Annotated in this window: 19 protein-coding genes; 9 read left to right on the plus strand and 10 right to left on the minus strand. The window is 68.3% G+C overall.

The window, feature by feature from the left end; translation table 11 throughout:
• Positions 1-7 precede the first annotated feature (7 nt).
• A complete protein-coding gene (locus G7043_RS30950) occupies positions 8-574 on the minus strand; it encodes a TetR/AcrR family transcriptional regulator (protein WP_313888162.1) in 567 nt (188 codons plus the stop codon).
• 38 nt (positions 575-612) lie between these two features.
• On the opposite strand from G7043_RS30950, the gene G7043_RS30955 reads away from it, so the two are divergent.
• Positions 613-1,662 carry a DUF2855 family protein gene (locus tag G7043_RS30955; protein ID WP_166051622.1) on the plus strand — a complete coding sequence of 350 codons (1,050 nt, stop codon included), beginning with the start codon at positions 613-615 and terminating at the stop codon, positions 1,660-1,662.
• Between the two features lie 144 nt (positions 1,663-1,806).
• Here the strand turns inward: G7043_RS30955 and G7043_RS30960 are convergent, their stop codons facing one another.
• Genes G7043_RS30960 through G7043_RS30990 form a run of 7 tightly spaced genes read right to left on the minus strand, consistent with a single transcriptional unit; the run spans position 1,807 to position 11,076 of the window.
• A complete protein-coding gene (locus G7043_RS30960) occupies positions 1,807-6,519 on the minus strand; it encodes an RHS repeat-associated core domain-containing protein (RefSeq protein ID WP_166051624.1) in 4,713 nt (1,570 codons plus the stop codon).
• On the minus strand, positions 6,516-6,827 hold the full coding sequence (locus tag G7043_RS30965; RefSeq protein WP_166051626.1) for a type VII secretion target: 312 nt from the start codon (positions 6,825-6,827) through the stop codon (positions 6,516-6,518). Before G7043_RS30965 ends, G7043_RS30960 begins: the two co-directional genes overlap by 4 nt.
• Before the next feature lie 20 nt (positions 6,828-6,847).
• Positions 6,848-7,303 carry a hypothetical protein gene (locus G7043_RS30970; RefSeq protein ID WP_166051628.1) on the minus strand — a complete coding sequence of 152 codons (456 nt, stop codon included), beginning with the start codon at positions 7,301-7,303 and terminating at the stop codon, positions 6,848-6,850.
• A gap of 50 nt (positions 7,304-7,353) precedes the next feature.
• The gene (locus tag G7043_RS30975) at positions 7,354-7,908 is read right to left on the minus strand and encodes a 3'-5' exonuclease (RefSeq protein WP_166051631.1); all 555 of its coding nucleotides are present in this window, start codon (positions 7,906-7,908) and stop codon (positions 7,354-7,356) included.
• A gap of 57 nt (positions 7,909-7,965) precedes the next feature.
• Positions 7,966-8,724, minus strand: a complete 759-nt coding sequence (locus tag G7043_RS30980) for an SDR family NAD(P)-dependent oxidoreductase (protein WP_166051633.1) — start codon at positions 8,722-8,724, stop codon at positions 7,966-7,968.
• Positions 8,724-9,920, minus strand: a complete 1,197-nt coding sequence (locus G7043_RS30985; RefSeq protein ID WP_166051634.1) for an acetyl-CoA C-acetyltransferase — start codon at positions 9,918-9,920, stop codon at positions 8,724-8,726. Before G7043_RS30985 ends, G7043_RS30980 begins: the two co-directional genes overlap by 1 nt.
• 10 nt (positions 9,921-9,930) lie before the next feature.
• Positions 9,931-11,076, minus strand: coding sequence for an acyl-CoA dehydrogenase family protein (locus G7043_RS30990; RefSeq protein ID WP_166051636.1), 1,146 nt, complete (start codon positions 11,074-11,076; stop codon positions 9,931-9,933).
• Positions 11,077-11,168: 92 nt separating this feature from the next.
• Between G7043_RS30990 and G7043_RS30995 the strand changes: the two genes are divergently transcribed.
• Complete coding sequence (locus tag G7043_RS30995) at positions 11,169-11,792, plus strand: TetR/AcrR family transcriptional regulator (RefSeq protein WP_166051638.1); 624 nt, start codon at positions 11,169-11,171, stop codon at positions 11,790-11,792.
• A 7-nt stretch (positions 11,793-11,799) separates the two neighbouring features.
• On the opposite strand, the gene G7043_RS31000 is transcribed toward G7043_RS30995, so the two are convergent.
• A complete protein-coding gene (locus G7043_RS31000; protein ID WP_166051640.1) occupies positions 11,800-12,075 on the minus strand; it encodes a GlsB/YeaQ/YmgE family stress response membrane protein in 276 nt (91 codons plus the stop codon).
• Between the two features lie 85 nt (positions 12,076-12,160).
• Positions 12,161-12,940: a sporulation protein gene (locus G7043_RS31005; protein WP_166051642.1), complete on the minus strand. Its 780-nt coding sequence runs from the start codon at positions 12,938-12,940 to the stop codon at positions 12,161-12,163.
• Between the two features lie 181 nt (positions 12,941-13,121).
• Here G7043_RS31005 and G7043_RS31010 point away from each other — a divergent pair, with 181 nt between their 5' ends.
• The 7 genes from G7043_RS31010 to G7043_RS31040 all read left to right on the plus strand — a co-directional run bounded on the left by G7043_RS31010 (position 13,122) and on the right by G7043_RS31040 (position 19,735).
• Positions 13,122-16,046 (plus strand): carboxyl transferase domain-containing protein, encoded by a 2,925-nt coding sequence (locus G7043_RS31010; RefSeq protein ID WP_313888163.1) that lies wholly within the window; start codon positions 13,122-13,124, stop codon positions 16,044-16,046.
• A 55-nt stretch (positions 16,047-16,101) separates the two neighbouring features.
• Positions 16,102-17,358 carry an MFS transporter gene (locus G7043_RS31015; RefSeq protein ID WP_166051645.1) on the plus strand — a complete coding sequence of 419 codons (1,257 nt, stop codon included), beginning with the start codon at positions 16,102-16,104 and terminating at the stop codon, positions 17,356-17,358.
• Positions 17,359-17,417: 59 nt separating this feature from the next.
• The gene (locus G7043_RS31020) at positions 17,418-17,738 is read left to right on the plus strand and encodes a hypothetical protein (protein ID WP_166051647.1); all 321 of its coding nucleotides are present in this window, start codon (positions 17,418-17,420) and stop codon (positions 17,736-17,738) included.
• Positions 17,735-18,127: a PIN domain-containing protein gene (locus G7043_RS31025; RefSeq protein ID WP_166051649.1), complete on the plus strand. Its 393-nt coding sequence runs from the start codon at positions 17,735-17,737 to the stop codon at positions 18,125-18,127. The genes G7043_RS31020 and G7043_RS31025 overlap by 4 nt, the downstream gene beginning before the upstream one ends.
• Before the next feature lie 30 nt (positions 18,128-18,157).
• On the plus strand, positions 18,158-18,670 hold the full coding sequence (locus tag G7043_RS31030; protein ID WP_166051651.1) for a DUF2716 domain-containing protein: 513 nt from the start codon (positions 18,158-18,160) through the stop codon (positions 18,668-18,670).
• Between the two features lie 22 nt (positions 18,671-18,692).
• Positions 18,693-19,316: an XRE family transcriptional regulator gene (locus tag G7043_RS31035; RefSeq protein WP_166051653.1), complete on the plus strand. Its 624-nt coding sequence runs from the start codon at positions 18,693-18,695 to the stop codon at positions 19,314-19,316.
• 116 nt (positions 19,317-19,432) lie between these two features.
• Positions 19,433-19,735, plus strand: coding sequence for a hypothetical protein (locus G7043_RS31040; RefSeq protein ID WP_166051655.1), 303 nt, complete (start codon positions 19,433-19,435; stop codon positions 19,733-19,735).
• The last annotated feature ends 77 nt before the right edge of the window (positions 19,736-19,812 follow it).

Raw genomic sequence — 19,812 nt, forward strand, 5'->3', positions numbered from 1 at the left:
CCGATGATCAAACACTGAGGCTGTGGATCAGCAGATCCGCGTAGTGCTCAGCCAGCCGCCCGGCCGGGATCTCCCCGTCCGGGCGGTACCACGTGCCCAGGTGGTGCAGCGAGCCGAAGAAGTAGTGCGTGGCGAGGTCCGCGGGCACGTCCGCCCGGAAGATCCCGTCCCGCTGGCCTTCCTCGACCAGACCGCGGAACTTCTCGTGGTAGCGCCGCCGTTCCGCCCGCACTTCCTTCTGCTTCTCGGCGGACAGATGATCGATCGACCGGAAGAACACCTTGGCGGCGTCGAAGTTGTCGACGCTCGTGACGATCACGTCGATGGCCGCGTCGCGCAGCCGTTCGACGACCGAGCCGTCGGCCGAGGCGATCTTCTCCAGCCGTTCGGTCTGCATCCGCAGCAACCGCCCGTAGATCTCGTGCAGCAGGTCGTCCTTCGACCCGAAGTAGTGGTACATCGCGCCTTTGGTGACACCGGCGCGTTCCACGATCTCCTGCACGGCGACGCGCTCGTACCCCTTGTCCGCGAACAGGCGGGTGGCGGCGTCGATCAGTCTTTCAGGCACGGTCACGACCGGAGCGTACCTCCAGAACAGGGAGAATCCAGGCAATGATCAGTCGCTGGACGGTTGTCGTGGACCGCGACGACCTCACCAAAACCGAAGTCCTGCACGACGAACTGACCGCCGAGCTCGAAGACTGCGAGGTGCTGCTGCGCGTCAGCCACGTCGGCCTCACCGCCAACAACGTCACCTACGGCGTGATCGGTGACCTCATCGGCTACTGGCGCTTCTTCCCCACCACCGCGGAAGGCCGCGGCGTCATCCCGCTGTGGGGCTTCGCCGACGTCGTCGAATCCACTTTGGACGCCCTGCCCGCCGGCACCCGCGTCTACGGCTACCTGCCGATGTCGAGCCACCTCGTCGTGCGCGCCAAGCTGACCTCGGCGGGCTTCGTCGACACGGCCGACCACCGCGCCGATCTGCCCGCCGTCTACAACAGCTACCTCGTCACCACCAACGACCCGGCCTACGACGAGCAACTGGAAGACCTCCAGGTGCTGTACCGGCCGCTGTTCATGACGTCGTTCCTGCTCGCCGACCAGGTGGCGGACAACGACTTCTACGGCGCCCGCACCGTGGTCATCTCGTCCGCCTCCAGCAAGACGGCGTTCGGCACCGCGCAGTGCCTGCGCGACAAGGGTGTGCGACTGGTGGGCCTCACCTCGCCCCGCAACGTGGAATTCACGTCCGGCCTGGGCCTGTACGACACCGTGCTCCCCTATGACGCCGCCGTGGACGTAGAACCCAGCGTGTACCTGGACTTCAGCGGCTCGTCCGACGTGCGCGCGACCCTGCACGACCGCCTCGGCGCCGACCTGGTGAAGGACATCTCGATCGGCCTCACCCACCAGGCCGCCTCGCAGGACCCGCGCTCGCAGTTCTTCTTCGCCCCGGAACAGCTCCGCAAGCGCACCGCCGACTGGGGCTCCGACGGCCTGGCCGAGCGCTTCGGCACCGCCTGGCGGTCGTTCACCGCTCAGGCGGCCGGCTGGGTCGGCATCGCGCGGCACAGCGGCCCGAACGAACTGGTCGACGTGTGGCAGTCCGTGTTGCAGGGCAAGGCGAACCCGGACACGGCCGACGTGATCACCTTCTGATCAGTCCGGCGATGGTGCAGACGTCGTGGCCGCGGTGGTGCGTGCCGTCGAGCTCGTGCTCGGCGAACCGCACCGCCACTGGCCCGCCTGATGCTTCACCTGAGACCGTTCAGCGAAGTCAGGATTGCGTCAGCCTCAACGACATCACTGCGAACGTCGACCCGCCACTCCGTGCTGTCGTCTGCTTCGACGGCGATCACCCGGCCGGCGGCGTCCTGCGCGACGATCAGACAGTCGATCGTCTGTTCCAAGCCGTGCGCGAAATCCTTCAGCTCTGCCCACGAGAACGGGACACCTGTTGCCCGCGCCCGGCGTCCGAACTCGGGAATCCCTTCCGGCACGCTCCCGATCCCGTCGAAGTCGTGCACGCACCAGTCCCAGCCGTTGTCGGGAACTGCCGACAGGATGTCGGCAAGCCCCAGGAGGGGCCGGGCTTCTCGGTGCATCAAGAGCGTCAACGATTTCATCATGTGTAGTCCAGCGGTTCGGCCGGGCCTCGTTTCGGAGTGCCACCGGTCTCGTTGGGGAGCCACCTGTGTTGGTGGGGTTGTCGTGGTTTGCCGGACGGCCGTGGTCGGTGAAGTCGATGTCGCGAACCGGCCTGCCGTCCGCGTCGAACTCACGCGCCTGCGGGTACGGCCCGTGCCGACCGTCTTTCGTCCCGAGCTGGGTGTGAGGGTAACCCTGCGCCTCGGGGTCCGGGACCGGGTTGCCGTGCCTGTCCCTCGGCAGTTCCCGGTCGGGGAAGGCGTCTCCCGGCTTCGGCTCGGCGTCGTCGTCCTTGCACGACATCAAGCCCAGCGGATCAAGCCAGTTCACCGGGTTGGGGACGTAGGCGTGCTGGTTCAGTCCGGCGGTCAGCCCGAGCGGGTCACTGGACTGGTAGCCACCGGACTCCGGGTCGTAGTACCGGTGGTGGTTGTAGTTCTGCCCCGTCTCGACGTCGTGGTACTGGCCGGGGAACCGCAGCGGACAGTACGCGCGTTGCCTCGCCGGGGTGAGCGGCGTTCCCCACACCGTCGTCACCTGCCGCCACGCGAGTTCACCGGAGGAGTCGACCAGCTCCATCGGTGTGCCGACCAGGTCGGTCACGATCGCGTAGAACTGCTGGTCGATCCACTCCTGCGACGCGGTCTGCGTCCGCTCGGCCTGCGTCACCGGCGTGAAACCGCCCGGCTGGTAGTTCCACGTCGTCGTGTGCCCGCCGGACCGCGTCTGTTCGGCCAGCGTTGTGCCGTCCCAGATGAAGTCCACCCGTTCCCGCGGCCCCGTTTTGGTGATTCGACGCCCGAGTGCGTCGTACTGGTACCGCCAGGTCGCACCGTCGGGCGTCGTCACGGACACCAGGCGGTCCTCGGTGTTCCAGGTGTACCGCCAGGCCCTGGTCTGGCCGGACAGCGTCCGGGACACCCGCTCGATCACCCGGCCCTGCGCGTCGTGGGTGTACCGCGTGCGGCCCGCGGCGCGGATCAGGGTCCCCTGGTGGGAACGCGGACCTGGTGCGGGGAGCGGACCGGTCGCGTGGCTGATGTTGCCGCTCGGGTCGTACGCGTACTCCTCGCGATGATCCGGCCCGTGCACGCCGGTGACCCGTCCGAGTGCGTCCAGGTCGAACCGGCGCACGCCCGCGAGTTGGTCCACGATGTTCGTCACCGCGCCGTCTCCGCGGTAGGTGTAGGCACGGCGTTGCACCAGCCGTCGCTGGTCGGTCACCGCCTGGGTGTGCAGGCGGTGGTTGGCGTCGAAGGTCTGGGTCAGCCCGAATTCGCCCATCCGTCGCGACACCTCGCGCCCGGCGCCGTCGTAGCCGAACGTCAGGTGCTGCCCGGCGGCGCGAAGGCCCACGGGTTGTCCCGCGGCGTCGTACTCCCACAACGACTCGGCGCCGCTGGGCGTCACTCGCCGGGTGCGGCGGCCGAGCGGGTCGTGATCCGACGTCGTGGTCCGGCCGTTGACGGTCTCCGCCACGACACGGCCGAGCACGTCACGGCGGAAGCGCACGTCCGCGTCCCGGTTGGTCGCGCTGACCAGGCGACCGGCCTCGTCGTAGCCGAACGCGGTCACGCCGTCTTCGGAGCGCCGCTCGGTCAACCGGCCCGACGCGTCGCGGAGGAACGTCGTGGTCTGGCCCGCGCCGTTGGTGCGGGCGACGAGCTCTCCCGCCGCGTTCCGGGCGTACGCCAGGGTCCGGCCGTTGAAGTCGGTCTCCGTCACGAGATTGCCCGCGGGGTCGTAGTCGTAGCGCCACGTCAGGCCGGCGGCGTTCGTGACACCGACGATCTGGAGGTTGGTGTCGTGGTGGAACTCGAGTCGTGCACCGTCCGGTGTGGTCTTGGCGCTCGGCAGGTCGAAGTGGGTGTACTCGACGCGGGTCGACTGGCCGAGCACGTCCACGTGCTCCACCATGTTGCCCTCGCCGTCGTACCGCCAGCGCTCGCTCGTGCCGTCCGGAAACGTGCGTCGGGCGAGCTGCCCCTCGATCGTCCAGGAGAGGCTGGTCACGCCGCCCACCGGATCGGTGATCGAGACGACCCGGCCGAAGACGTCCCTGCGGTAGTGGGTGGTCGCTCCGTCCACGGTGGTGACCGCGATCGGCAGTCCGACCGCGTCGCACTCGATGCGGCGGGTCCCGCCCATGGCGTCGACGACCTCCGCGAGCCGACCGCGCTCGTCATGTCGGTAACGGGTCAAGCCACCGGCCGGGTCGATCGCCGCTGTCGTGTTTCCACGCTCGTCGTACTCCCACTGCCGAACGGATCCGTCGGGCGCGACGATCTTCGTCGGCTGCCGGAGCTCGTTGAACTCGGCGACCGAGCGACTGCCGTCCGGACGCACGAGCTCGACGAGGTTGCCGGCGTCGTCGTACGTACAACGGGTCGTGCGCCCCAACGGATCGGTGGTCGAGAGCACGCGGTCGTACCGGTCGTGCTCGGTGACGGTGACGTTGCCGAGCGGGTCGACCTCCCGCACGATCTGCTTCAGCTCGTTGAGGTGGTAGGTCGTCGGGTGCCCGAGCGAGTCGGTGAACACCGTCTCGTGGTCGCGATACTCGAAAGTCCCGTCGAGGAATCCTCCCGATCCCACGTTGCGCACGCAGCGGCCCAGCTCGTCGTAGACGTAGCGGTACCAGCTGCCGTTGCGGTCCTGCCAGCCGGTGATGCGTCCGTCGCTGTCGTAGTCGAATCGGACCGGGAGGCCGGAGGAGTTGCGCACCTCGGTCAGTCTGCGTTCAGCGTCGTAGGTGAACCGCACGATCGGCACGTCCGGCTCGGCGTTCGCGAGCCACAGGCCGGTGATCAGGCCGTCGGTGTGCTCGGCCCTGACCCGGTAGCCGCCGGAGTGACGGATCTCGGTGAGCAAGCCGTTGTGGTCGCGGTCGAGGTCGATGCGATCCCCGGTCAGGTGAGTGATCGAGGTCAGCGGCAGGGTCGCGCCGGTGGACGCGGTGAAGTGCCAACTCGTGCCCGCGGCCGGATCGGTGATCGCGTAGCCGTCGTCGATCCGGTGCAGCGGCAGGCGTGGGCCGACCTCCGGCAACACCGGACCGGCGGTCGGCCGCGGGTAGACCAGGCGCATCCCGTCCGCGGCGACGAACACCAGGCCCAGAGCATCGCCCTCGATCCGCTGGTCCACTGTGGACGCCCAAGACGGCCCGAACGACAGGCCTGCGCGATAAGAGGACACGTGGGTGCGGCGCAGCACCAGCGGCAGCACGCCGGGCAGGTCGACGTCGACCTGGCCCAGCACCATCTCACCGCTCGCGACGTCGACGGGGTCGTTCTCGCACCTGCGTTCGCGCTCCGGCGTCCTCGTGTCGTTCGGCTTGTCCGGACGGTTCGGCGAGGTGTTCGTCTTCGTGCTGCCCGGTGTGGTGGTGTCGGTCTTGGCGGTGTTCGGCCGGCTGGTGTCCGGTGAGCTGGTGCTGGACGGGGCCGTCGAGCTCGACGGGGACGTGGAGTCCGGCGAGCCCTTCACGTCCGGCGGAGGACGGGTGTCCGGCGCGGAGGACGTGGTGGTCGTGTCAGAACTCGACGTCGTGGTGCTGTCGCTGGGTTTGTCGGTCTTCGGCGAGTTCGTGTCGACCCGCGGCTTCGTCGACGGCAGGCCGGCCTTCGCACCGCGCGGGGGCTTGAGGCGCTTGGCCACCTCGGTGAGCAGCTTGATCAGCTCGGGCAGCTTCTTGGCCAGCTTGGACAGCGAGCGCACCAGTTTGCCGATCAGCTTCACGACCTTCTGCAGGACGTTGCGGATCAGCTTCACCGCCGCGCGGGCGGTGCCGGGGCCCGGCGGGAGCACCGCCTCGATCAGACCGGAGACCAGTGCGGCGATCAGGTCGCGCACCATGATGCGCACGGCAGCCACGACTTCACCGGCCATCATCACCGCGGACGACACACCGGCACAGGTCTCGGCGGCGGTGCGCAGGGCATCGGCGCGATCAGCGGCGGCGGCACGGTAGGCGTCGGCGGCGGCACCGGTCCAGTCGGCCAGGTCGTTGTTGACGTCGGCGGTGTAGTCCTCGGCGACGGCGGTGAGCCGGCCGGCGACGTTCTGCCAGGTCTGACCGAAGGACTTGACGACCTCGGGGTTGCCGGCGAGCTTGTCCAGCGCCTCCTTCAAAGGCTCCAGGTGCTCCATGATCCAGCCGACCGCGGCCTCGATCACCATGCCCAGCGCGGCGGTGGGGTCGGTCAGGCACGCAGCCACGTCCGCGCCCAGGGTCACCGCACCGATGCCCGCTTCCAGCCAGTCGCCGCTCTCGACGGCGTCCTTGACCTCCTTGGCGTCCTCGAGCTGTGAGATGCCGCTGTACCACTTGGTCTCGTCGACCGGCTGTGCGACCAGATCCCCTGTCATCGAGTCATCCCCTCGCGGAACCCGGCGGCGTTGGACTCGTCAGAAGCGCGGTAGGCGGCGGCAGTGGAACGGATGTCCTGCGCGTCCTCCTGAAGGCACTCGACGGCGGCCTTCAACGCGTTGATGCCTTCGTCCTCCACCGGGTTGATGCACGGTGGCAGAAACTGGCAGATGATCCCGTAGGCGTCCTCGGAGACGCTCACCGACGTGGCGGCGGCCAGTGCCTCCGACACCGCGGACGCCCGGTCGTCCAGATTGCGCGCGTGCTTGTCCAATGCCTCGACGGCGACGTCGTACCCGCTGGCCATGCTGTCCCCCCGGACCTCGGTCAGTCGTCTTCCAGCTGTCCCAGCTTCAACGTCCGAGTGCCGTCCGGCTTCGGAGTTTCAGGCTCGGGCGCGGGATAGCGCTGCCGGTAGGACTCGATGACGTGCCGTGTCATGTCGTCGTCGCTGCCGGTCTGCTCGGCGGCCTCGCGATACCTGTCCGCGATGCGCGACTGCGCGCGCACAATGCAGGCCAGGATGGTCGGACCGATCTGCTCGGCCGGCAGCCGGGTGATCTGCGGCGTGGTCATCAGCTCCGTCACCTGGCCGTCGACGTTCACCGTGGCCGTCACACCGGCGGGGTCCACCTCGGTGATCCGCATGCCCTCAGCGACCTGCTCGAGCTGCTCGTAGCTGGCCTGCGCCTGTTCCATCTTGCGGTCCAGCTCGTCGAGCCGCCGCGCCATCTCCTCCGGATCCCCCAGATCGAGAATCCGGCTCAGGTCTTCACCGAACACAGCGTCTCCCCTCCGCTTCAGAGGGTAACCAGATGATCAGCGGCGCCGGGTCAGTTCGGTGAAATCCGATTCAGCAGCCCGGCCAGCAGCCCGGCGATGTTGTAGGCGTCGTCGTGGCCGCGGTGATGTGTCCCGTCGAGCTTCCGCCCGGCGATCCGCACCGCCTCGGCCATGCCGACCTCACGCGGCAACGCGTGCGCCAGCGCGAACAAGGTCTTGACGTTCACGTGCCTCGGCCCGAACGGATAACCCACGCCCAGGTCCTTGCACTGCCGTTCGAACATCTTGCGGTCGTAGTCGCCGTACGAGGCCCAGACCCGGCGATCCGACCGGAACTCCTTGCGCAGCACCGCGCACGCCTCGGCGAACGAGACGCCGGCGGAGACCTGCTCCTGCGTCAACGTCGTCAGCCGAGTGCAGAATGGACTGACGGACGATCGCGTTGGCCGCACCAGCACACTGCGCCGCTCGCCCCGGACCCCGGAACCCACCTCGAGCGGGCAGATCCCGATCTCGATGATCTCCGAGACCTCGCCGGGCGGCGGCGATCCTTCCCAACACGTCGATTCCACGTCGACGACCAGCACCTGATCCAGCGATATCACGTGCTGATCGTCCCTGACGTGTCCAACGACTAAACCCAGATGATCAAACCCAGATGATCAGACGATGACCGCGCCGCCGTCGACCACGAGCGTCTCACCGGTCACGTACCCACCAGCAGGGGAAGCCAGGAAGACGACGGCCGCGGCCAGCTCCTCCGGGTCGCCGATGCGCCCGGCGGGCAGCACGGCCTGCATCTTCTCCATGTACCCCGGCGGGTACTGGTCGGTCATCTCCGAGCTGAAGAAGCCGGGGCAGATCGCGTTGACCCGGATGCCCTTGCGTCCGGTCCACTGCTGCGCCAGGTCACGCGTGAGGCCCAGCAGACCGGCTTTCGACGCTGAGTAGGCGGCCTGCGGGATCCCGCCGGTCACCAGCCCGAGCACCGAAGAGATGTTGATGATCGACCCACCGGACTTCATGACCGACGCGGCGGCCTGCGCCATCCAGTACGCGCCGTTCAGGTTCACGTCCATGACGCCGAGGAACTCCTCGGGCGTCTCCCGCGAAGCCGGCACCGCCGAAGCCACACCGGCGTTGTTCACCAGCACCGAAACGACACCGAACTCGGCGGCCGCCCGCGCCACCTCACGGCAGTCGTCGGGCTGCGAGACGTCGGCCTGCACCACGAGCGCACGACGACCTACGGACTCGACCAAAGCCGCCGTGTCCTTCAGCTTGTCCGCACGACGAGCGGCGAGAACAACATCCGCGCCGGCCTCCGCCAAACCCTTGGCGAACGCCACACCGAGACCAGAGGACGCGCCGGTGACGATCGCGACCTTCCCGTCGAGCCGGAACTTGTCCAGGATGCCCACTACGAAAGCCTTTCCAGGATGATCGCCATGCCCTGACCGCCGCCGACGCACATCGTCTCGAGACCAAACTGCGCGTCGCGGGCCTGCATGCCGTTGATCAGCGTCGTCATGATCCGTGCGCCCGTCGATCCGAACGGGTGCCCCAAAGCGATCGCACCGCCGTGCACGTTCAGCTTGTCGATGTCGATGCCCAGCGCACGCTGGCTGCCGATCACCTGCACCGCGAACGCCTCGTTGATCTCCACCAGGTCGATGTCCGAAATGGACAGACCGGCGTGACCGAGAGCCTGGCGGGTCGCGTCGACCGGCCCGAGCCCCATGATCTCCGGCGACAGCCCGGAAACACCGGTCGACACGATGCGCGCCAACGGGGTCAGCCCGAGCTCGCGAGCCCGCACATCGCTCATGATCACGACAGCGGCCGCGCCGTCGTTGAGCGGGCAGCAGTTGCCCGCCGTGATCGTGCCCTCGGGCCGGAACGACGGCTTCAGCGCCGAAACAGCCTCGTAAGTAACACCGGCACGCGGTCCGTCATCGGTGGAAACGACCGTACCGTCGGCCAGCACCACCGGAGTGATCTCGCGGGCGAAGAACCCGTCCGCGATCGCCTTCTCCGCGAGGTTCTGCGACCGCACGCCGAACTCGTCCTGGTCGTGCCGCGAGATGCCCATCTGCTTCGCGACGTTCTCGGCTGTCTGGCCCATCGCGATGTAGTAGTCGGGCAGCTTGCCGTCCAGCCGCGGGTCGGTCCACGGAGCATTGGACGCCGCCGTGTCCTGAGTCCGTTGCTGTGCCTCGTCGAACAACGGGTTGAACGACGGCGCACCGGAGTGCATGTACCGCGAGACGCACTCGACGCCGGCGGAGATGAACCCGTGCCCCTCCCCCGCCTTGATCGCGTGGAAGGCCATCCGCGCGGTCTGCACGGAGGACGCGCAGAACCGGTTGACGGTCGTGCCGGGCAGGTTGTCGTAGCCGAGCTGCACGGCCACGCGGCGCGCGATGTTCTGGCCGTGCTCGTCCTGCGGCTCGGCGCAACCGAGGTGCAGGTCGGTGATCTCGGACGCCGGGATGTCGCCCAGCGCCGCGGAGATCACCTGTGCGGCCAGGTCGTCCGGCCGCAGCGACACGAGAGAACCCTTGCGGGCACGGCCGATCGGCGACCGGGCGGTGGAGACGATGACTGCTTCAGCCACAAAACACCCCTTACAGGCCCAGGTCGCGGCCGATGAGTTCCTTCATGATCTCGTTGGAGCCCGCCCAGATCTTCGTGACGCGGGCGTCCATCCACGCGCGAGCGACGCGGTACTCGGTCATGTAGCCGTAGCCGCCGTGCAGCTGCACACAGGCGTCGATGACCTCGTTCTCGACGTCGGCGCTCCAGTACTTCGCCTGCGCCGCCTCGACCGAGCTCAGTTCGCCGCGAACGTGCTGCATGGTCAGGGTGTCGATGAACGCCTGCGAGACGTCCAGCTTGGTGCGCAGCTCGGCGAGCTGGAACTTGTTGTGCTGGAACTTGCCGATCGCCTGACCGAACGCCTTGCGCTCCTTGACGTACTCCAGCGTCTCGTCGAAAACGCCCTGCGCGTGCGCCAGGTTGGAGATCGCGCCGCCGATCCGCTCCTGCGGCAGGCGTTCCATCATGTAGATGAAGCCCTGACCCTCCTCGCCGATGACGTGCTCCTGCGAGAGCCGCACGTCGGAGAAGAACAGCTCCGCGGTGTCGGACGGGTGCTGGCCGACCTTGTCGAGCTTGCGGCCGCGCTCGAAGCCCGGCATACCGGTCTCGACGGCGAACAGCGTGATGCCGCGCGCGCCCTTCGAGGGGTCGGTCCGGGCCGCCACGACGATCATGTCGGCGGTGTAGCCGTTGGTGATGAACGTCTTGGAGCCGTTGAGGATCCAGTCGGCACCGTCGCGCACGGCGTTGGTCTTCAACGCGGCGAGGTCGGAGCCACCGGAGGGCTCGGTCATCGCGATGCCGGTCTTGATCTCACCGGTGCACATGCCGGGCAGCCAGCGCTGCTTCTGCTCCTCGGTGCACAGGTCGACGATGTAGGGCGCCACGACGTCACCGTGGATGCCCAGCGACGACGCCACCGCGGCGTTGACCCGGCACAGCTCCTCGGCGAACACCGTGTTGAACCGGTAGTCGTTCGCGCCGCTGCCGCCGTACTCCTCGGGGATCTCCAGACCGAGCAGACCCTGACGGCCCGCCTCCAGCCACACGTCCCGGTCGATCACCCGCTGCTCGATGAACTTCTCGACGTTCGGCGTGATCGTGCGCTCGACGAACGCCTTCGCCGACTCCCGGAACGCGGCGTGATCCTCGTTGAACAGCGTCCGCTGCACGACTACCTCCATACTAAGCGGTTGCTTAGCGCTAAGCGCCCGCTTAGCGTGCAGTACGATCCATCACCTGTCAACACGCGAGGAGCAGCCCGATGACCACTGTCGGCCTGGACGAGTTCGCCCTGCTCGACGAGACGTGGCGCTCGGTCACCCCGGACGCCGCCCGCCGCATGCTCATCGCCGCCGCCCACGCGTTCGCAGGCAAGGGATATCACGCCACGACGACCCGTGACATCGCTTCTCTCGCGGGAATGTCACCCGCGGCCGTGTACATCCACTACCGGTCCAAAGAGGAACTTCTGTTCAACATCTCGTACATCGGCCACGAGACCTCGCTGACCATGCTGTCCGGCGTCCAGGGCGCCGACGCGGTGGAGCGGCTGAGGAACGCGGTGGCGGCGTTCGCGGGGTGGCACGCGGAGTTCCACACGACGGCGCGGGTGGTGCAGTACGAGCTCGGCGCACTCACCCCCGAACACCACGCGGAGGTGGCGGAGCTGCGCCGGCAGATCGACCAGCGGATGCGGTCGTTCATCGCGGACGGGGTCGCGGAAGGCGTGTTCGACGTTCCGGACCTGAAGGGCGCGACCCTGGCCGTGCTGTCGTTGTGCATCGACGTCGCGCGCTGGTACCGGCCGGACGGGAAGCGGACCCCGGACGAGATCGGCGCGTTGTACGCCGATCTCGTCCTGAGGATGGTTCGCCCGGCTGCCTAGCCCGGGATCAACGGACCGATTTCCGCCCGTACACCCCTGCCACGATCGAGACGCCGACCGCGGCCAGCACGATCTGGAAGAGCAGCTCCCACCAGTCGAACCAGCCGGTGGTCTCCTGCACGCCGAACCAGCCGGCGACGAGGGAGCCCAGGAACGCCGCCACGATGCCGACCACGATCGTCAGCCACAGCGGGATGGCCTGCTTGCCAGGCGCCACCAGCTTGCCGAGCAGGCCGATGATCAGGCCGATGATGAGCGCGCCGAGAATGCTCTCGATGGTCACGGACGCCTCCTCCGCTACTCCCCGATGCGCACGGGGATCTCGCAGAAAATCATCCCGTCACTCGGCATGATCCGCAGCTCGGGAGCTACCAGCGGCTACCGGAGACCTGGCTCATCCACTGGTTGATGGTCGCGGTCCAGTCCGTGCCGACCGCCTGCTGGTGCGACACCGCGAACCGGCCGTAGGCGTCGCCACCCGCCCGGAGCAGCCCGGCGCGCTTGTCGGCCTCCAGGATCACGTGCAGCTCACCCGGCGTCGTCACGAACGTCAGCTCGACCTGCTTGACGCGGCCCGCGAACTGCGGCGGCGGGTAGAACTCGATCTCCTGGTAGAACGGCAGCTGCTGCGGCACGCCGTGGATGCGCCCCTGCTCGTTGTCCGCCTTGGTGAAGCGGAAGCCCATCTGCCCGAACGCCTGCAGCACCGCGTCCTGCGACGGCAGCGGGTGCACCCAGATCGGGTCGAGGTCACCGGGGTCGACGGCGCCGCGGACCTCGAGCTCGGTGCGCAGGCCCAGCTGCATGCCGGAGAGCTGCATGCCGCCCACGACGTTGAGCGGGCACTCGAACGGGACCGGGATCTGGAACGGCAGCGAGAGGTTCTGGTGCGGCTGGGCGACGATCCGCTGTCCCACGGAGAACTTGTGGAACTCCATGTTGGTGTTGTACTCGTTGTCGCCGCTCTCGATCTCGACACGGGTGAGCAGCGCCAGCGTGACGTGGTCGATCTCGGCGGGGTGGTCACCGCCGGCGATCCTGACCTCGCCGGAGAGGACCTCGCCGGGACGCACGTTCGGGTTGGTCAGCACCGTGTCGACAGTCGGCCCGCCCACGCCGAACGCGCGCATCATCCTCTTGAACACCACTGCGGCCTCCTGGAGCCCTTCGCAAGTTTGCGGGGAAGTCTGCCAACTGAATCGCCCGAATGCGGCGAAGCGTTCCGTTGACGCCTCAGCCCCACGATCGGTTCCGTATGGACTTCCGTTCACTTCAGATGGCAACATGCGACCGCCGTCACATACTAAGCGGTCGCTCAGGAGGATTGCCGTGCTGCTCGTCGCCAACCGGGGTGAGGTCGCCGTCCGCGTGCTGGGCGCGGCCGCTGACCTGGGCATACGCACCGTGGCGGTGTACGCGGAGGACGACGCTTCCGCCCTGCACGTGACGCTCGCGGACCGCGCGGTCGCCCTGCGTGGACCTGCTCCGTACCTCGACGTCGAGCAGATCCTGGACGCCGCCGAGGGGTGTCAGGCCGTGCATCCGGGATGGGGCTTCCTGTCCGAGAACGCTTCGTTCGCTCGGGCGTGTTCGGAGCGCGGGCTGGCGTTCGTCGGGCCGTCCGCTGACGTTCTGGAACTGCTCGGCGACAAGCGGCGAGCACGGGACTTGGCGGCGTCGCTGGGAATCCCGGTGCTGGACGCGGCGCCGGGCGAGTTCCCCTTGATGGTCAAGGCGGTCGCCGGTGGTGGCGGCAAGGGCATGCGGGCGGTGTTCGCGCCCGAGGACCTCGACGGCGCGGTCGAGGCGTGCCGGGCGGAGGCGCTGGCGGCGTTCGGGGTCGGGGACGTCTACTTCGAACGGTTGCTGCCCTCCGCCCGGCACATCGAGGTACAGCTCGTCGGCACCTCGGTGATCGGCGACCGCGACTGCTCGCTGCAGCTGCGGCACCAGAAGGTCGTGGAGATCGCTCCGGCGCCGTTGCTGGATCCGTCACTGCGCAAGGCTTTGCACGAGGCAGCCGAGGCCATCGCGGTGGCTGTCGGCTACACCGGCGTAGGCACGGTGGAGTTCCTGGTGGCCGGGGACTCGTTCGCGTTCCTGGAGGTCAACCCGCGGCTGCAGGTCGAGCACACGGTGACCGAGATGGTGTCCGGTGTGGACCTCGTGCGCACGCAACTGCTGTTGGCCTGGGGCGGCGACGTCGACTACACGCCCGTTGACCGCGGTGCGGCCGTGCAGGTGCGTGTGAACCAGACCTCGGGCGGCACGCTGTCGTCGTTCGCGCTGCCTTCCGGACCCGGCGTTCGCGTCGACACGCACGGGTACGTGGGCTACCGGGTCGGCACGCGGTACGACGGGCTGCTCGCGAAGCTCGTGGTGCACGGCGAGGACCTGGACGTGGCGCTGAACCGGGCGCGGCGGGCGTTGCGCGAGTTCCGGATCGAGGGCGTCTCGACGAACCTGGAGTTCCTCCGCTCGCTGCTGGCCCGCGACATCGTGGGCGCGACGACCGATTTCGTGCTCGAGGAACCCGCCGACGGCATGCGGGCTCCGCTGGCCGGCACCGTGGTCGCGGTGTCGCCGGACGCCGTGGTGCTGGAAGCGATGAAGATGCAGCACGAGGTGCGGGTGTCCGGCGACGTGCTGGTGTCGGTGGGCGACACGGTGTCCGAGGGCCAGGTGCTGGCCTCCGGCGCCGGTGAGTCCACCGAGGACTCGGCCGAGGTCGATCCTTCGGTGGTGCGCCCGGATCTGGCCGAGGTGCTCGAACGGCATCAGTTCGACCGCCCCGAGGCAGCGGCGCGACGGCATGCGGCCGGCGGACGGACCGCGCGCGAGAACATCGCGGACCTCTGCTCGTCGTTCGTCGAGTACGGCGGCCTCGCGATCGCCGCACAACGCCAGCGCCGCTCGCTCGACGAACTGATCGAACGCACGCCCGCCGACGGCATGGTGGCGGGCATCGGCGTCGTCAACGGCCAACGGATCGTGGCGATGTCCTACGACTACGCCGTGCTCGCCGGCACACAGGGTCTGCGCAACCATCAGAAGAAAGACAGGTTGTTCGCGCTGGCCCAGCAGGAGAACCTGCCCGTGGTGCTGTTCGCGGAGGGCGGCGGCGGACGGCCAGGCGACACCGACCACAGCATGGTCAGCGGCCTCGACTGCGGCTCGTTCCACGCGTTCGCCCAGCTCAGCGGCCAGGTGCCGCTGATCGGCGTGGTCGCGGGCCGGTGCTTCGCGGGCAACGCGGTGCTGCTCGGCACGTGCGACGTGATCATCGCGGTCGAGGGCGCGAACATCGGCATGGGCGGCCCGGCGATGATCGAGGGCGGCGGCCTGGGCACGTTCCGTCCCGAGGACATCGGCCCGTTGGACGTCCAGGTGCCCAACGGCGTAGTGGACATCGCGGTGGCGACCGAAGAAGAAGCCATCGCCGTCGCGAAGAAGTACCTCTCCTACTTTCAAGGCCCTACAACCGATTGGTCGTGTGAGGATCAGCGCCTCCTCCGCCACGCCATCCCGGAGAACCGCCTCCGCGCCTACAACATCCGCACCGTCATCGACACCCTCGCCGACACCGGCTCAGTCCTCGAACTCCGCCAGGGCTTCGGCAAGGCCATCGTCACCGCGCTGATCCGCGTCGAAGGCCGCCCCATCGCCCTGATCGCCAACGACCCCAACGTCCTGGGCGGCGCGATCGACGCGGACGCCGCCGACAAGTGCGCCCGTTTCCTCCAGCTGGCGGACGCGTTCGACCTCCCGGTCGTCTCCCTCACCGACACCCCGGGCTTCATGGTGGGCCCGGATGCCGAGCGCACCGCCACCGTCCGCCACCTCACCCGCATGGTCGTGACGGGCGCCAACCTGACCGTCCCCTTCGGACTCGTCGTGCTGCGCAAGGCGTACGGCCTCGGCGCCCAGGCGATGGCCGCGGGCTCCCTCAAGGTCCCCCAGTTCGCCATCTCCTGGCCCACCGGCGAGTTCGGCCCGATGGGCCTCGAAGGCGCCGTGAAGCTCGGCTTCAAACGGGAACTGGACGCGATCGAAGACGAGGCAGAACGCAAGCAGCGCTACGACCAGATGGTCGCGAGCGCGTACGAACACGGCAAAGCGCTGAACGTCGCGAGTGTCTTCGAGATCGACGACGTGATCGACCCGGCCGACACGCGCCGTTGGATCGCCACGGCGCTGGCCCCCGCAACTTCCCGCCCAGCAGGGAAGAAACGCCCGTTCATCGACACCTGGTGAAGGAGAAGCCGTGGTCAGTGTTGCCCCGACTGAACAGAAGACCTTACGCAGGCTGATGGCAGCCGGACTCGTTGGTTCGTCTCTCGAGTGGTACGACTTCTTCATCTACGCAACGGCCGCGGCCCTGGTGTTCCCCAAACTGTTCTTCCCCGAGGCAACGCCGATCGTCGCGCTGCTCCTGTCGTTCAGCACGTTCTGGGCGGGCTTCATCGCGCGCCCCATCGGCGGCCTGGTCTTCGGCCACGTCGGCGACAAGTTCGGCCGCAAGCCCGCCCTCGTCATCTGCCTCGCGCTGATGGCCGCGGCGACGTTCCTCATCGGCCTGCTGCCCACCACGGCGTCCATCGGCGTCGGCGCGCCGCTGCTGCTGGTCCTGCTGCGGTTCCTGCAGGGCATCGCGGTCGGCGGCCAGTGGGGCGGCGTCGTCCTGCTGCTCACCGAGTCCGCGGGCCCGAAGAAACGCGGCTTCGCGGGCACGTTCGGCCAGGCCGGCGTCCCGATCGGCGTGCTGCTGGGCAACATCGCGTTCATCAGCGCCACCACCTCTCTCTCGCCGGCGGCGTTCGCCTCGTGGGGCTGGCGCGTGCCGTTCCTGGCGTCGGCGCTCCTGTTCCCCGTGGTGCTGTTCATCCAGCTGAAGGTCGAGGACAGCCCGGTCTTCCGCGAACTGCAGGAGCGGCGCGCCTCAGGACCCGTCGTGGCACACGCACCGCTGAAGGAGGCCCTGCGCACCCACCGCAAGCCGATCCTGCTCGGCGCGGGCCTGATGTTCGCCTCCAACGCGATCTTCTACGTGTCGATCGCGGGCGTCCTCTCCTACGCCACCACCACGCTCGGTCTCAGCCGCGAGTCGGTCCTGGTCGTGAGCCTGCTGTCGTCGATCGTGAGCATCCCGGTGATCCTCTACGCGGGACACCTGTCCGACCGCCTGGGCCGGCGTCCGCTGATCATCGCGGGCACCGTCGGTCTGATCGTGTGGGCGTTCCCGTACTTCCTGCTCGTGGACACGGGTTCACTGCTGTTGCTGTTCGTGGCGTCCACGGTCGGAGGCATCGCGTCCTCTCTCGTGTACGGCCCGATCGCCGCGTACCTGGGTGAGCTGTTCGAGCCGCACGTGCGGTACTCGGGCGCCTCTCTCGCCTACCAGCTGGCGTCGATCCTGGTCAGCGGTGGCACGCCGTTCGTGATGACAGCGCTGCTCGGGGCGACGGGGACGTCGATGTCGGTGTCGGCGTTCCTGCTGGTCATGGGCCTGTGCACGCTGGTGTCGGTGATCAAGCTGCCGGAGACGCACCAGCCGGAACGGGTCTGATCAACAAGCAACGGGATTGGTGCTACCGTAGTAGCACCAATCCCGTTAGCATCAGGAACATGGCGGTGGAGAAGTTGAGCGTGTCCATGCCAGGCGTCGTTGTCGCCAGGGCACGGCGCGCTGCGGACCGGGCAGGAGTGCCGCTGTCCACCTGGCTCGCCGAAGCAGCGGAAGCGGCCGCGGACCTCGCCGAAGCCCAGGCGGCCGCGCAGGACTACGCCGACCGGTTCGGCGAGCCGGACCAGGCCGAACTGGAGCAGATCCGAGCCGAACTCGCGGAGGCGGGTGTCGGCGCTCCCGAGTCGTCGGCGGACGCCGCGGCTCGCACCGCCGCGCTGGCCCGGCTCCTGGGTCTGCCGGAAGAAAGGCAAGCCGGTTGAGCGCACGAGGCCTCGTCCTGGACGCGGGCGCGCTGATCCACGTCGAAGGAAACCCGCGAGGACGGGTCTACGGAGCGTGCCGCGACGCGTTGGACTCGGGTACCCGTGCTCTACTGCCTGCCGTCGTCCTGGCACAGGTGTGGCGAGGAACAGCCCGGCAGGCACCTGTGGCGATGCTGCGCCGGATGTGCAAGCCCGTCCCGTTCACCGAGGACGTGGCGGAGGCTGTCGGCAGGCTGCTCGCCGTCGCCGGAACGTCCGACGTCGTCGACGCGGCGGTGGTCATCGCCGCAGTCAGCCACAACTGCGCCGTGCTGACCTCAGACCCCGGCGACCTGGGCAAACTCGCCGATGCCGTCGGGGTGCGGGTTCCACTGATCGTCGTCTGACCAGGCCGCGGGGCGGATAGCGTGCTGGCCATGCCGGAGTACGCATGGGTGGAGTTGGACACTGGACTGTGGCGTGCGTCATGGCAGGACTTCGTCAACGAGTTCGGGTTTCGCCGCGCCACCTCGCCGGTGATCAACGAGCCTGTCCCCTCGGTCGTGTGGGCGCTGCCGCCCTGCGGGACACCAGGCGCCCCATTCCCGGAAGCCGCTCGCCCCTTGGCTCAGTTGGTGTGTGACGTCCTGCGGGAATGCGTCGAGTACTGGGACTCGGTGTTCCATCACGACGCCGTCCATCCCTCCTCGCAGTACCGACCCCACCGAGTGACGGACGTCGACGAGCTCGAGGATTGGGAGTACTCGCACCACCCCAACGGCAACTACATGATCTTCGTGTCGAAGGACCACTCGTTCGGCGTTCTCGGCGACCCCTTCGAGAAGACCATCTGTTTCTTCGGCGCACCGGCGGTCACCGCGGCCATCGCGCTCAACGACGGCGTGCTGACCAGGATGATCCGCCGCGACGGAAAGCCCCCGGCCGCGTGACCGCCATCGCTAGGCTCCGGAGATGAGCCCTGCCGGCCGCACCTTGAGCGCAGACGTGATCGCGGCACTGACCTATTGGCCGGGCAGCATCGGCCCGGGCCGGAAGTTTCCACCAGACCCGGTCGATCTCACCGTCCTGCCTTCCTTCTTCACCGGCCTGTTGCAGGATCTGCCGTGGTGGAACCGCGACTGGAAGGTCACCGACGTCGAGCCAGGTCTCCCCGTGGAAGTCGCAAGCGATCACGTCAGTTCGGTCACCAGGTTCACCGAGGTGTCCGTGCCAGGCACTGTCTGCTCCGACAGCGGTGAGACGTTGCCGTTCGTCGCGAAGGTCAGGTTTGCCGGCGACCAACTGATCCGATTCCAAGCCAAGATCGGCGACGTGGTCGTGGGGCCCGCGCAGACACCCGCCGGCCGGCTGGAACCACATCCCTTCGCGGGGGTGTTCACCAGGCTGATGACTCTGCGCGGGATCCAGGTCAGGGACATGGCGATGGAAACCGGTCGGGCGATGTCGACCATCCACATGCTTCGCAGCGGGCGTCTGAATCCGCATCCTGTGCTCGTCAAGGACGTCGCCGCGGTCCTGCACATGTCCCAGGCGGACGTCACGGCGATCGCCGGACTCGACGACAACACCCGCTGATCCGGCTCGGTGAGACATCGCTCCGACCAGGTCCCGGTGAGGGATTCCCCCGGCACCGGCCGGACAGCTGCGCTCCGGGCATGCCTGATCACACTCCGTGCCTCACTGTGAGGTCCATGGCGAACAACCTCCTGCGCAGCGGCGTGACCGCGAGCGTCCTGGCCGCGGCGATCCTCAGCCTGGCGGCCGCCCCCGCCTCCGCGGCGGCCTACCGGGAATTCAAGGGGCCCATCCGTTCGGGCAGCGACACCAAGCTCGCGTTCTACGACAAGCGCGGGTTCGAGGAGAGCTGCCGCCAGGCCCACGGCCAGGTCGCGAGCAGCGGGATCTACGCGGTCCGCCAGACCGATCCGGACGAGCAGGAGCCCGGCCACCTCGCCGGTTACCAGGCACGGGTGAAGTGCAAGCTCCGCGACTGACGAGCTGAACCCGGCATTTCCGGCTTCACTGTCAAGACCTCTGCGGAACCTGCGGCCGATGCCGTACGTTGCTGCGT

The organism is Lentzea alba, assembly GCF_011067745.1.
GTDB lineage: Bacteria > Actinomycetota > Actinomycetes > Mycobacteriales > Pseudonocardiaceae > Lentzea > Lentzea alba.

What these genes read in the sequence shown, in the direction of transcription:
- G7043_RS30955 (WP_166051622.1), top strand. Translation starts at nt 613, where the DNA reads ATGATCAGTCGCTGGACGGTTGTCGTGGACCGCGACGACCTCACCAAA.
- G7043_RS31035 (WP_166051653.1), top strand. Translation starts at nt 18,693, where the DNA reads ATGAGCCCTGCCGGCCGCACCTTGAGCGCAGACGTGATCGCGGCACTG.
- G7043_RS31020 (WP_166051647.1), top strand. Translation starts at nt 17,418, where the DNA reads ATGGCGGTGGAGAAGTTGAGCGTGTCCATGCCAGGCGTCGTTGTCGCC.
- G7043_RS30995 (WP_166051638.1), top strand. Translation starts at nt 11,169, where the DNA reads ATGACCACTGTCGGCCTGGACGAGTTCGCCCTGCTCGACGAGACGTGG.
- G7043_RS31015 (WP_166051645.1), top strand. Translation starts at nt 16,102, where the DNA reads ATGGCAGCCGGACTCGTTGGTTCGTCTCTCGAGTGGTACGACTTCTTC.
- G7043_RS30960 (WP_166051624.1), bottom strand. Translation starts at nt 6,519, where the DNA reads ATGACAGGGGATCTGGTCGCACAGCCGGTCGACGAGACCAAGTGGTAC.
- G7043_RS31030 (WP_166051651.1), top strand. Translation starts at nt 18,158, where the DNA reads ATGCCGGAGTACGCATGGGTGGAGTTGGACACTGGACTGTGGCGTGCG.
- G7043_RS31040 (WP_166051655.1), top strand. Translation starts at nt 19,433, where the DNA reads ATGGCGAACAACCTCCTGCGCAGCGGCGTGACCGCGAGCGTCCTGGCC.
- G7043_RS30965 (WP_166051626.1), bottom strand. Translation starts at nt 6,827, where the DNA reads ATGGCCAGCGGGTACGACGTCGCCGTCGAGGCATTGGACAAGCACGCG.